The sequence below is a fragment of the Bacillus sp. XB1 genome, assembly GCF_053557995.1.
Window position 1 is genome coordinate 1,903,062 of record NZ_JBNRIL010000001.1, and the last position, 13,755, is coordinate 1,916,816.

11 protein-coding genes and 1 other annotated feature are annotated in these 13,755 nt (G+C 35.6%); of the genes, 2 read left to right on the top strand and 9 right to left on the bottom strand.

Annotation, left to right across the window (positions count from 1 at the left end; genetic code table 11):
- Positions 1-211: 211 nt before the first annotated feature.
- Positions 212-916: a polysaccharide deacetylase family protein gene (locus ACK1U5_RS09630; protein WP_000726864.1), complete on the top strand. Its 705-nt coding sequence runs from the start codon at positions 212-214 to the stop codon at positions 914-916.
- Between the two features lie 39 nt (positions 917-955).
- Here ACK1U5_RS09630 and ACK1U5_RS09635 read toward each other — a convergent pair whose 3' ends face one another.
- From ACK1U5_RS09635 to hflX, 7 genes are all read right to left on the bottom strand, one after another.
- A complete protein-coding gene (locus ACK1U5_RS09635; protein ID WP_001088188.1) occupies positions 956-2,293 on the bottom strand; it encodes a sodium-dependent transporter in 1,338 nt (445 codons plus the stop codon).
- 299 nt (positions 2,294-2,592) lie between these two features.
- Positions 2,593-2,815, bottom strand: a binding site (T-box leader).
- 243 nt (positions 2,816-3,058) lie between these two features.
- Entirely contained in the window at positions 3,059-3,634 is a 576-nt protein-coding gene (locus ACK1U5_RS09640) for a hypothetical protein (protein WP_000505545.1), read from the bottom strand.
- A gap of 23 nt (positions 3,635-3,657) precedes the next feature.
- Positions 3,658-4,485 (bottom strand): DUF4037 domain-containing protein, encoded by an 828-nt coding sequence (locus ACK1U5_RS09645; protein ID WP_000523213.1) that lies wholly within the window; start codon positions 4,483-4,485, stop codon positions 3,658-3,660.
- 92 nt (positions 4,486-4,577) lie between these two features.
- A complete protein-coding gene (locus ACK1U5_RS09650) occupies positions 4,578-5,090 on the bottom strand; it encodes a GNAT family N-acetyltransferase (protein ID WP_000771279.1) in 513 nt (170 codons plus the stop codon).
- A 78-nt stretch (positions 5,091-5,168) separates the two neighbouring features.
- Entirely contained in the window at positions 5,169-6,086 is a 918-nt protein-coding gene (gene cysK, locus ACK1U5_RS09655; protein ID WP_000762273.1) for a cysteine synthase A, read from the bottom strand.
- A gap of 10 nt (positions 6,087-6,096) precedes the next feature.
- Positions 6,097-7,308, bottom strand: a complete 1,212-nt coding sequence (locus tag ACK1U5_RS09660; RefSeq protein WP_001149411.1) for an MFS transporter — start codon at positions 7,306-7,308, stop codon at positions 6,097-6,099.
- Positions 7,309-7,519: 211 nt separating this feature from the next.
- A complete protein-coding gene (gene hflX, locus ACK1U5_RS09665) occupies positions 7,520-8,779 on the bottom strand; it encodes a GTPase HflX (protein ID WP_065704389.1) in 1,260 nt (419 codons plus the stop codon).
- A 691-nt stretch (positions 8,780-9,470) separates the two neighbouring features.
- Between hflX and ACK1U5_RS09670 the strand changes: the two genes are divergently transcribed.
- Positions 9,471-10,454 carry a ketoacyl-ACP synthase III gene (locus ACK1U5_RS09670; protein ID WP_000555756.1) on the top strand — a complete coding sequence of 328 codons (984 nt, stop codon included), beginning with the start codon at positions 9,471-9,473 and terminating at the stop codon, positions 10,452-10,454.
- Between the two features lie 46 nt (positions 10,455-10,500).
- Here ACK1U5_RS09670 and ACK1U5_RS09675 read toward each other — a convergent pair whose 3' ends face one another.
- Positions 10,501-11,775: an MFS transporter gene (locus ACK1U5_RS09675; protein ID WP_000884517.1), complete on the bottom strand. Its 1,275-nt coding sequence runs from the start codon at positions 11,773-11,775 to the stop codon at positions 10,501-10,503.
- A gap of 209 nt (positions 11,776-11,984) precedes the next feature.
- The gene (locus ACK1U5_RS09680; protein WP_069604831.1) at positions 11,985-13,733 is read right to left on the bottom strand and encodes an MDR family MFS transporter; all 1,749 of its coding nucleotides are present in this window, start codon (positions 13,731-13,733) and stop codon (positions 11,985-11,987) included.
- Between the last annotated feature and the right edge of the window lie 22 nt (positions 13,734-13,755).

Consider the following 13,755-nt stretch of genomic DNA (forward strand, 5'->3'; position numbering starts at 1 on the left):
ATCGCCATTTCCATACTTGGCTTTGCATGAGACGTTGCAGTGTCTGGCAATTGAATTATAATCGCCATATAAACACCTCCTAATATACCTTTTGTATTTTATTATATGATAAATTCCTTCTCCTTGCATCCACGCCCTTCTTAAAGCACGAAATTACTTAGTTTGATATAATACTTTTTAATTGAATCAAAAATCATTGTGAGGTTACATTATGAAGAAAAAAATTATCATTACGATCGTTACACTATTTTTTATTATCACGGCATTATTCGGAACATACAAATTGATGAACGCAAGAAGCTTTCAATTATTTGGAAATTTAACACAATGTGTAGAAACAAATGAAAAAGTGATCGCTTTAACTTTTGATGATGGCCCTACTAACAATGTAAAACAAATATTACCGCTACTAGATAAATACAACGCTAAAGCTACTTTCTTTTTAATTGGAAATGAATTAGAGAAAAATTTATCGTTAGGAGAAGCTATCGCGCAATCTGGGCACCAACTTGGAAACCATACATATTCTCATAATAGAATGGTTTTCAAAACACCTTCTTTTATTAAAGGTGAAATAGAAAAAACGAATTCATTAATCCGCCAAACAGGATTTACAGGCGAAATTGATTTTAGGCCCCCTAACGGTAAGAAGTTAATAGGGCTGCCATATTATTTAAATAAAAACAATATCGAAACAATCACATGGGATCTTGAGCCCGATACTTTTTATAAATCTGCGGCTGATAAAATTAAATACGTTAATAAAAATGTAAAACCAGGTTCTATCATTTTACTGCACTCTATGTATGATGAGTCTAATGAAAATTTACAAACGATTGAAGGTATTTTAGATTCTTTATCTAAGAAGGGATATCAGTTCGTAACGGTAAACGAACTGCAAAAAAGAGCAAAATAAAAAGGTAGCGTATCTTTGTATGATACGCTACCTTTCTATTTATATAATGCCAAGTACATTTAAGAATACGATAATAATCGCAATTGGTGCGATAAAGCGAAGTAAGAATAACCATAACACAAATACTTTGTATCCTTTATTTTTACTTACACCTAGCTCTTTCATTAATACATCTTTCTTCATTTTTAAAGGAACAAAGATAGAAACTAATAATACACCAAGTGGCATTAATACGTTACTTACTGCATAGTCCGCTAAATCAAAGACTGTCTTCCCGAAAATCTTCAGATCACTTAATATACCGAATGATAATGCTGATGGTACCCCAACAACGAAGATTAATAACCCTACGATTAAGGCCATTTTTTCACGTTTCCCTTTACCTTTTGATGTTAACGATGCAACACTAATTTCTAACATCGAAATTGCTGATGTAATAGTAGCAAAGAAGAATAGTAATAAGAAAACGATGAAGAATAATTTTCCGAATGCCATTTTACTGAAAATAGCTGGCAGTACGATAAATAATAGCCCAGGTCCTTGAGATGGTTCCATTCCAAATGCGAACACTACTGGGAAAATTGCAAGTCCTGCAAGTAATGTAATAACAAGAGTTAAGGCTACGATAGAAAATGCTGAACGTGGTAAGCTTTCTTCTTTCGGTAAGTATGAGCTATACGTTACCATAACGGCTACCCCGACAGATAATGAGAAGAACGATTGCCCCATTGCGTATAATATAACTTCTGATGTTACATGTGAGAAGTCAGGTTGTAAGAAGAAACGAACTCCTTCTCCAGCACCATCTAACGTAAGTGCACGAACGATTAAAACAAAGAATAAAACGAATAATGCTGGCATGAAATATTTATTTACTTTTTCAACACCATTTTGTACACCTTTACTTACGATGAAAATAGTAATTAGGATGAATAATAGCTGTGACCCAACTGCTAAATATGGATTGGAAATGATTTCACCAAACGTAGCTTCGTATGCCCCATTTCCTTCCCATAGTCTACCTGTAATTGCATTCCATAAGTATAATAAAATCCAGCCTCCTACAACACTGTAGAAAGAAAGTAGTATGAAACAAGTTACAATTCCTAATTTCCCTAACCATGGCCATAATGTTTTTGGTGCGATTTCTCTATATGCATCAACGGCCTCTTTTTGTGTACTTCTTCCGATAACGAATTCAGCTAATAATAGTGGTAAACCAATTAATAATGTGAAACCGATGAAAATTAGGAAGAACGCGCCGCCTCCTCCAATGCCGGCCATATATGGGAATTTCCAAATCGCCCCAAGACCAATTGCCGAACCTGCTGCAGCTAATACGAAACCTAATTTCGATGTCCATTGCTGTGAATTCATTTGTTAATCTCCTCTCTATCTCTTTTTCTTTGTTACAATTCGGTATTTATATTGTTCTATCAATACTCTTTTCTAATACGTTCACTTCCTCCCTAATAATAAAAAAACGCCCCTACGTAAATACGTAGGGACGACAAAAATATCGCGGTACCACCCTAGTTGTGAAGAACACTAAGAAACCACCTAAATAAAAACGCCCCTACGCAAAAACGTAGGGACGATAAAATATCGCGGTACCACCCTAGTTATGAAGCCACACCAAAGTTAGGACCTAAATAAAAAACGTCCCTACGTAAATACGTAGGGACGATAAATATCGCGGTACCACCCTAGTTGTGAAAAAATCTTCACCACTTTATTTGATAACGGTATAAACTACCGTCTTTCATTTCCTCAAAATATGAGATTTATGAAAGATGCTCCAGGACGAACTTCATGAATAATCTATATACTGATTCACACCAACCATCAGCTCTCTGAAATAGGGAGATATTCACTACTATACCCTTTCATTGCCCAAATATTATTTTCCGAATTGATTACTATCATTTTTATCACACATTAAAAATAGTGTCAACTTATATTTCGAATTTTTATGTATTACAATCTATTTAAAAATTCGAAATATAAGTTTTAGTTTAGAAAACAAGTAGCTTAGTACATAACGAATTCTAACAGGCAATAGAAAAAGAATTACGTATTATTGATACTTATTCAATAATACAAATCATCTAGAAACATAACCTGTCTCTCTGTATTCATTTTTTAAGAGTTTGATGGATACCAAGAAAATTTCGCATCACTATCCAGTGGTCTATTTTTTGTTTCTTCTTTAATTACACGAAACCATTCATTTAGAATTTGAGTTTTGGGCAATTGAGCAGCAAGGCTATCTTCCCAAATTATATGTGAGAACCAGGCTTTCGTTTCCCATTCAAACTGCAATTGTGCGAACGAAATTATAGGGTGATCAGCTCCACGAAATTGCTCATTTACTGCATTTGAAACTTCTGGAGCTTGCGGTAACAACTCGTTCTGAATTCTATTTCTTATCGTCTCATTTTCTAGCTGATCCCAGAAATACAATTGCCCATTTATTTGATAAAAAATATCAAATGAAGCCTCACCTTTCTTCAAATTCAATAACACGAAGGCACGTTCCACATCATTGTCAGCCGCTTTTACAGCATTAACAATTATATTTTGTGCCATTGATACCCAGTAACTAGTCGCTTCCTCTACCGGTGATTCAACATACAATTCTTCACTTAATTCATGAAGAGTAGCTTCTTGCTCATTTACTTTTTCAACTTTTTTAAAAAACCTATTAAAAAAACCCATAACTTCCCCCTTATTACTATTTTCTATTTCACAAAATAAAAAATAGATTTTTCTTGCTCATCCACATTTACTCCTGGCGCGTATGTATGAACTTGTTGCAACACTTCTTCTATTAGCAACTCTAACTCCTGCACACTTTTTTCTGGATTCCCTATTAATGTGTCCGCCATACGTTCATATAATTTTTCAGGTTTAATAGTCATTCGTTCCACATTATTAGGCATCCATTTAAACGCTGGATGATGTACGTACATTTTATTCAAACCAAATAAAACACCGAATACGTTCCTTTGTACTTCGCAAATAACGTCATAAAGCATAAGCCAATCTTTCCGTTTTAAAAGCGCCTTTCGATTGTGCCAACGATTACTTAACCATAGATTTTCTGAAATCATCAGTTTTGCTAGTTCATCTGGATATGCCGCTACTTTTTCTTTTAATTCATTCACTTTCCCTTCTCCATACAAACTAACACCATCATGAATGGATGATACAATACATTGTTTTTCATAATTTATATCATATTGATCCACCACATCCGAAATTACTTTCTCTACTGTCTCTGTTAAAAAGTTACTAATCTCTAATTTAATTCCCTCTTTCGTTAAATACGTTTCCGACCATTCTTCTTCCTCATACGGATGATACGATAATATTTTCCCATCAATATGATAAATAGGGGCCCTACGATCCTCATCTTCCGGCGGTGTTGACCATAAAATATGTAATTCTATATCTGAATGTTCATCTTCAAGCTTTCTAGCTACTGAACCCGCTAAAATAATAGCTTCTACTTTCGGATTTTGCCTATAAATCTCTGACATCTCTATCGCTCTCTCTTTTAATCCCATTTCATTTCCCCCTAAAATTGCAGTAATCCCCTATATTTCATTTATCTATTTCGATATTACAGCTTGCATTACCTTTTCAAATTCCTACTTAATCATATTTCTATCCAATAGCGCTGAATAACTTCACCAGTACGAGAAGAAACTACTTCATTTTCTAACACACCTCCAACCTTTTGAATCGTTTTAGCAGAACCGATATTGGATTTATCGCAAGTTATTAATACTTTCTGCAATCCTAATTTTTGCGCTTCAGCTAATGCAAGTTGTAGTTGTTTCGTAGCGTAACCGTGGCGACGTTTATTCGGATGGACACTATATCCAATATGACCGCTTTCCCGTAATAATTCTGGATTTAATCTATGTCTAATATTCACAAAACCTATAAGTTCCCCTTTTTCAAAACTTAAAAACTGACTAGATGGCACTCGATTAGCTAGTAAATTTTCTCCTAGTTCTTGTTTACTCACTTTTTCAAACCATTCATCAAGAGAATCAAAGTTTTGTAAAGAACTACTTCCATGTGGTTGTTCCCCTGAGTGTAAAAACGCTTGTCTATACGCCGTAATACGCTCACTATATTCATGGATTGGTTTTAATAGTTTCATTGTTCTTCTCCCCCTCTTCATTCCATAAAACAAACACCTTAATAGCAGCTATTCACTATTAAGGTGTTTCTATCCTTTTTATTCAAATAACCCCATGCTCAAATAACGTTCACCTGTATCAGGCGCAATACATAAAACTTTTTTACCAACGCCTAGACGTTTCGCTATCATGATTGCAGCGTAAACAGATGCTCCAGAAGATGGCCCAACTAATAATCCTTCTTGTCTAGCTAAGTTTCTCATTGTCGTTAAAGCCTCTTCGTCTGCAATTTGAATAATTTCGTTATACACTTCTGTATTTAAGTTTTTCGGAATAAATCCTGGGCTTGTTCCTACTAGTTTATGAGGACCTGGTACACCACCGGATAAAACGGGAGATCCTTTCGGTTCCACTACTGCAATATATAAGTTTGGCAATTTCTCTTTTAACGTTTCACCAGTCCCTGTAATCGTTCCGCCTGTTCCTGCCGTTGCAACAAAAGCATCAAGCTCTCCATCCATTTGTTCGTAAATTTCAAGTGCAGTCGTATAACGGTGAATATTCGGATTAGCTGGATTTTCAAATTGTTGCGGGATAAAACTATTCGGTATTTGTTTTTGCAGTTCTAACGCCTTCGCAATTGCTCCTGGCATTCTTTGTTCTGCTGGTGTTAAAACTACTTCTGCCCCGTATGCTTTCAATAAATTAATACGCTCTTTTGACATATTGTCTGGCATAATTAAAATCGCTTTATACCCTTTAGCTGCTGCGTTCATCGCTAAACCAATTCCTGTATTCCCGCTTGTCGGTTCAATAATTGTATCCCCTGGTTTAATGAGACCATTTTCTTCTGCAACGTGAAGTAAATTATAAGCAGCACGGTCTTTCACACTACGTGATGGATTAAACATTTCTAGTTTCACATACACGTCCGCTGCGTCTTCCGGAATAAATTTAGATAATCGGACGACAGGTGTATCTCCTATTAATTCTGTTACGTTTTCACATAATTTCATAGTGCATCCCCTATTCTATCGTTTTCTTATCACTTGGTAATAACCATGAAGTAAGTCCAATTAACGGTAAACAACTACATAATATCATAATGAACTGAAGGCTATATATATCAGCTAACTTTCCTAGTACTACAGCACCTAGAGCACCAAGGCCGAACGCAAGACCTACAATTAGACCTGATACCATCCCTACTTTTCCCGGAACAAGCTCTTGCGCGTATACAACAATTACACTAAAACTACTTGAACTAATAAAACCGATACATAAAAATAAAGGTACGACCCACACAAGTGAGACATGTGGTAATAACAGCGCAAGTGGCGCTGAACCTAACATTGAAAATACGATGATGTTTTTCTTACCAAATCGATCTGCTAACGGTCCCCCGAAGAAAGTGCCTAACACACCAGCAATCATAAATGCGAATACGAAATACTGGGCATTTTTTATAGATAAACCATAATGCTCAATTAAGTAAAATTGATAGAAATTCCCGATACCGGCACCGTACCAAGAGCGCACAAAAGTAAGAAAAACAAGAAGTATAATAACAAATTTAATGTGTGTACTTACAATTGCATTTTCCGCCTCAAGCGCAGCTCTCTTCTTCCTTCTTACAGCGCCGGTTGCTAATTCATTTTTGTACCAATTCGATACGAAAATTAATAATGCAATTCCTACTGCTGCAAATGCTGTAAAACCTAATGAACCAATTTGACCGAGTGGAACGAAAATTAGCGCTGTAAAAATAGGAGCTAAAGAATTCCCCGTGTTTCCCCCAACTTGATAAATCGCTTGCGCTAACCCTCGTTTTGCACCTGCCGCCATATAGGCAACACGAGCGCCTTCTGGATGAAAGACTGCGGAACCTAAGCCAATAAATAAAACAGAAATAATAACAATAATAAAGTTTGGTGCAAACGCGAGTCCAATCATTCCAAGCATACTTGAAAACATACCGAGTGGTAATAAAAATGGTGACGGCTTCTTATCTGAATACATACCAAACACCGGTTGCATAATCGATGACGTCATATTTAACGCAAACGCAATCCACCCTACTTGCATATAGGATAAATTCATCGTTTTTTCCAAAATAGGAAACAACGCCGGCACAACTGCTTGCATCGAATCATTTAAAAAATGTCCGAAACTAATCGCAAATAATATTCGATATATTGTCGGTGTTTCTACTGTGTTTTTTTGTGAAACTGCCTGCATATGTGAATCGCTCCTTTCTGTACAAAATATATATTTATTACAGTAGGTGTAATAAATTCTGACTTTTGAAACATTTCTATTCTATACTGCTTTCATTTCTTTTTCCAGAAATATAACTTAACTCCCATCATTGACTTGCATCCTTGTAACTTTCAGCAGTAAAACATTATAGAAAAAGGCAACCCAATCACAAACTGGGTTGCCTCTTACATTAAATTGCAAAACGCTTATACTTCTCATAATCGCTCGTCTTACATTCCACTTCTAGTTTCGTACCTTCATTTTCATAACTCGTTGATAAAACGTGCGCATGATTATTGAAATACGCAACTACCTGTCCGTGATCATACGGAATTAACATTTCACATTTCGTATATTCTTTATAAATATGGGAACGAATCATTTCTACAAGCTCTTCAATTCCAACATGTTTCTTCGCAGATAAATACACGCGGTCTTCTTGTACTTTCGGAATTTCAACATCCACCATATCTGATTTGTTATAAGCATAGATCGTTGGAATATTTTCTACTCCAATTTTCTTTAACGTTTCATTTGTAATATCAATTAATTGTTCATAATTTGGATTTGCGTAATCTACGACGTGAATAAGTAAATCTGCTTCCGCTACTTCTTCTAACGTTGAACGGAACGCCTTCACAAGATGATGTGGTAATTTACTTACAAATCCAACTGTATCTGTTAATAAAAATGATTTATTATCTGGCAAATCAATATTTCGTACAGATGTTTCTAACGTCGCAAATAACATATCTTTTTCAAATACTTGTTTTTCTTCTGTACCATTATAAATTTCAAGCATTGCATTCATCGTCGTTGACTTTCCTGCATTCGTATAACCTACTAATGCTACAACAGGTATTTCATTTTTCTTACGTTGCTTTCGCTGCGTTTGACGCTGGGCAACGAGCGCTTCTAAATCTTTATTCAAAACTGAAATTTGTTCTTCAATTTTACGACGGTCTAACTCTAACTTCTTCTCACCGACACCTTTATTTTTCGTACCAACGCCGCCGCTCTGTCTCCCTAACGATTCACGAAGACCAATTAAACGAGGCATCATGTACTGAAGGTGTGCTACTTCTACTTGCAGCTGTGCTTCTTTCGTTTTCGCACGTTGCGCAAAAATATCTAAAATTAAAATGGTACGATCAATCACCTTACAATCTAAATCCTCTTCTAAATTTCGAATTTGTGAAGGAGATAATTCATCATTAAAGATGACCATATTCGCATCTATTTCTTGTACATACGCTGCTACTTCTTCAATCTTTCCTTTTCCGATATAATGCGATGGATTTACTCGTTGTAAATTTTGCGTTACTTGCCCAATTACCTCTACATCACAAGCTTCCGCAAGATTTGTTAACTCTTCCATCGAATATGCAAAATCATCTTCATTACCTACATTTACTCCAACTAAAACTGCTCTTTGTAATACTTCTTCCATATATTTATTCCTCCATTTCGATTACGTAAAATAAAAAACACAGGTCGCTGCCTGTGTTTTCGTAAACGGATAAGGGTTCACCAAAGAAATAGAAGAAAGCTATGCTTTCATCCTATTTTATAGTCAAAAAGTCCCAAGATCGTATACGTATACACAATAAGCGTTCACCTATACAATCCCATTCTATTTATAAAGGCAAAACAAAAAGAGGGCGTATTCGTCCCTCCCTCTTTTTCACATATAAGCTTAATAAAGGGTTCCTTTAAAATAGGCAGACCAATCCCGTTCACTCTGTACACAGACAGAGCCTTTGAGCGCTATTCAATTATTGGCACAAAGTATTGAGACGTAATCTGATTAAGATCAAAGGAAGCCCCTCCGTTCATTTTAAGTTACATAAAGTGTAGCATAAGTAATTCGCTTTCACAAGGTTTAACAACCTATATCACACTAAAGAAAATCGTTATTTTTTTACTTTAATCGTCATTTTTTGCGAGTTTTTCTCACAATAAAAATAAAAAAAGCAATTATCAATTTTAGAAACTTCTCGTATATTATTTTTACAGCACTCGCCAAATTCCTTCATAGTAAGTTAAGTATTATCGTTTTAATACAACAAAAATCTATATTGACATTTTTATAACCTAATATTAGTATCAGGTTATAAAAATAAAAATTAGGAGATGTTCCTATGCATTCTAAATCTCGTATTACTGCAATTGGTACTTATGTTCCAGATCAAATATTATCTAATAACGATTTAGAAAAGATGGTCCATACGAATGATGAATGGATTGTACAAAGAACAGGAATGAAGGAAAGAAGAATCGCTAGCGAAGAAGAATATTCCTCAAACTTAGCCATTAAAGCAATTAAAAATTTATGTACAACATATAAGAAAAACTTAGAAGATGTCGACTGTATCATTGTCGCTACTACTACTGCTGATTACGTTTTCCCTAGTGTTGCTTGCCAAATACAACAATACTTCAACATACCTCATACACTAGCTTTTGATTTAAATGCAACTTGTGCTGGTTTTACATATGGACTACACGTCGGTAATAGCTTAATCACTTCTGGATCACATGAAAAAATACTTGTCGTAGCGACAGAGACATTATCTAAAGTTACTGATTATACCGATAGAACGACCTGTATTTTATTCGGTGATGGTGCTGGAGCTATTTTATTAGAAAGAGATGAAGACACCCCAAGCTTTATCGCTGCTCACATGGGAACAAACGGTGATGGCGGCATTCATCTATATAGAACAAACTTATCTACTACTATGAATGGCACACCACTGCAAACAAATGAAAAAATCGTTCAAAATGGAAGAGAAGTATATAAATGGGCAACACGAACAGTGCCAAAAGGCATAAAAAATTTATTACATAACGCAAATATGCAAGGGGATGATATAGACTGGTTCATACCCCACAGCGCTAACTTACGAATGATTGAATCTATTTGCGAAAAATCTCAAATTCCAATACAAAAAACATTAACGAGCGTGGAATATATGGGGAATACCTCTTCAGTCACCATTCCACTCGCTCTAGATTTAGCTATAAAAGAAGGAAAGTTAAATAATGGAGACACACTTTTACTATACGGATTCGGTGGTGGTCTTACACATTTAGGGCTTATTGTAGAGTGGAATTTAATTTAAGTGTATAAAAAGAGGCTCTAGTCAGTAACTAGAACCTCTTTTTCATTTAATTTCTTGCCCCTTTTCGAGACCATATCACAACAGGAATAAGTAATAACGCTAACACGCCTCCAGCCAATGACAATGCCGCATAACTTGAATTCGCTACTACCATACCTGACATCGCTCCACCAGAAGCTCCAGCTAGCGCAATAAAAACATCTATTTTCCCTTGTGTTTTAGCACGTGTAGACGGTGTTGTGGAATCAACGATTTGTGCTGTACCACTAATCAATCCGAGGTTCCATCCTAGCCCAAGTAAAGACAGAGCAACGATTAATAGTAATAAAGAATCACTTGGCGCTATCGCAGCTATGACACCCGCTGCAAGTAAAATCACTCCACCAGCTATGCTCATTGTAGTTCGGCCAATTTTATCAATTAACATTCCTGTAACGAGAGATGGAAGATACATTGCACCTACATGAAAACCTATCACAAGTCCTACTGCACTTAAACCGTGACCGTGGTGTCCCATATGAACTGGCGTCATCGTCATAATCGCAACCATCACGATTTGCGTAAGTATCATTACGATTGCTCCAACTGTAATACCTCGTTTATTTTCTTTCACTTCTTCTGTTATTGGTTGCCCTTTATATGTATGTTCCTGTTTATATCTTTCTATTATGTTAGCAATAATTAACGGATCTGGACGAAGCATAACAAAAAGAACTAGACCCGCCAGTATAAATGCTGCTGCCGATAGTATGAACGGACCTGCAAGTTTAGGAACTCCAATTGAATGCGCAAAACTACCCATTACTCCTACTAAATTTGGTCCTGCAACTGCACCGAAAGTCGTCATTACCATCGTAATACTAACAGCCGTTGCTCTCTGCTTCTTATCTGCTAAATCTGTACCTGCATAACGAGCTTGTAGATTCGTGGCTGTACCGGCACCATATATGAGTAAAGAAATAAGTAAAAGAATAATGCTATTCGTTAAAGCTGCCATTACAACACCAATTGCTCCAAATCCACCTACTATAAACCCTGTTGCAAGACCTATCCGGCGTCCATACCGTTGCGAAAGCTTCCCTACTATGAAAGCTGCTAATGCTGATCCCAATGTAAACATAGCAGTTGGTAATCCTGCAAATGCATCTGTTCCAAGCATTTGCTGCGCAAGAAGTGCTCCCACTGTAATACCAGCAGCTAGTCCTGCACCGCCAAACATTTGTGAAATGCTGACGATTATTAACGTTCGTTTGTATAGTTTTTGTTGCTCTTCTTCTGTGTACACATGATTATCTATTAAAGCCCCTGCCTTATCTAGCAATTCCCCATCCTCCTTTTAAAATTAATCCCTCTTGTTAATGTACTATGTATAACGTTACATATTCAATGGCATTTTCCATTCATCCCTTTCATTCTAAAAAACTTTCTAATCATACTCGACTTATCCCATGCTATATTAAAAACACTACTATTCACAATATGCAAGGAGAAAACAATGAAAAAAACAGGCTAATAGCAGCCTGTTTTTCTTTACGCATCTTCTACTAATCTTCCCCTTCTCTTTTTACTTAAAGCTTTTCCTTCCCAAAACAACAAACTTACGAAAGCACAAATTAAAATAATTGGCACACTTGCTTTATATAAATCTGTGAAACTCATTGCCATCTGATTCTTGGCATAATGATTCACATCATTCGAAAATGTGAGTACCTCTTTCTTTATACTTTCCTCTTGTTTTTCAACTTCTTTTGTCACTTGCCTCATAACTTCTTCTCTTTTTACATCCCTATATTCTACTGGAACTTTTCTTAATATTTCATCCGTCTTGTCGCGAATCAATTCTTCCTTTTTCTCTTTACTTAATCCCATTGTCATTGCATTTTGTTTCTTATTTATATTCGACTCTAAACTTTGATTCTCTATTTTTTCTTTAGTCATTTGTAAAATTTCAGTTTGCTCAGTACTATTCACATGAATATTCCGCACCTTTTCTTCTGCATAACGATATACTTTTTCTTTATTTACAGTTAAATTGTGAGTTAAGTTAGAGACAAATATTGCGACCGCCAATACAATTCCAACTTGTCGTAACATTGATACAACACTTTGAGAAGCAGTTAATAATTCTCCTTCAAACGAAGACGCACTTAAAACTGTAATTGGCCCCACTACTAAGCCATATCCGACACCTAATATCATACATGGAATAATAATTTCTATATTTGTTGAATGAACATCAATCATTTGCAACCAATAGTAGGAAAGCCCCATAACAAGAAATCCTGACAAAATAATAGTTACTTTTCCGAGTTTTTTAATTAAAGTTGCTGCAACTGGTGAGACAAAAAATATCATCGCTGAAATAGGTGTCACTAAAAAAGCCGCTTCAATTTCCGTTCGACCTTGTAGTTTCGTCAAGAACGTTGGAAGCAATACAGTAACTCCAATTAAAAATAAATTACTCAATATAACAACGATCGACGCTCCGACAAACATTCGATCTTGAAATAACTTTAAATTCACCATTGGGTTATGAATCTTTCGTTCTACTAAAATAAATAGAATAAGAGAAATAGTGCTAATTGCATAACAAGACAAAGCAATATTACTTTGCCATCCCCATGTATTACCTTTTACTAATATGAGAGTAAATGAAAAAATTGCTGTGCTACTTAATAGTAGTCCTATCCAATCTATTTTTGAGATAATACGTTCTTCATTTTTTATTTGTAGCATGATGCAACATAACACAATTCCTATTATACAAACCGGAACATTAACGAAGAACACCCATCTCCATCCTAAATTTTGCGTAATAATTCCACCTATTACTGGCCCCATAGCAGCTGACAATCCTTGTGTTACTCCTAAAATTGCAAGTGCAACATGCCTTTTAGCTAACGGCATAGCTGATACACCAATTACCATACTTGTTGGAAATAAAATTGCTGCCCCAATACTTTGTATAAAACGAGAAAAAATAAGAAAATCACCTGTATTAGCAAAAGCGCAAAGTACCGATCCACCCCCAAAAATCACCAGACCAAGAATATACATCTTTGCTTTTCCAAAGATATCAGCTATCCGCCCTAACGGAATGGCAAGTACTGCAATCGTCATTGTATAAACATTTAATACCCAAGACATCTTTTCTAATGAAGTATTTACACTCGATTGTATTGCCGGTAAAGCTATATTCATAATTGTCGTATCAATCATACAAAGAAAGATACCTAGACACATTAAAAAGACAATCTTAATACCCTTTGATTGCTCCATCTTTATATACCCCTTTATTTAT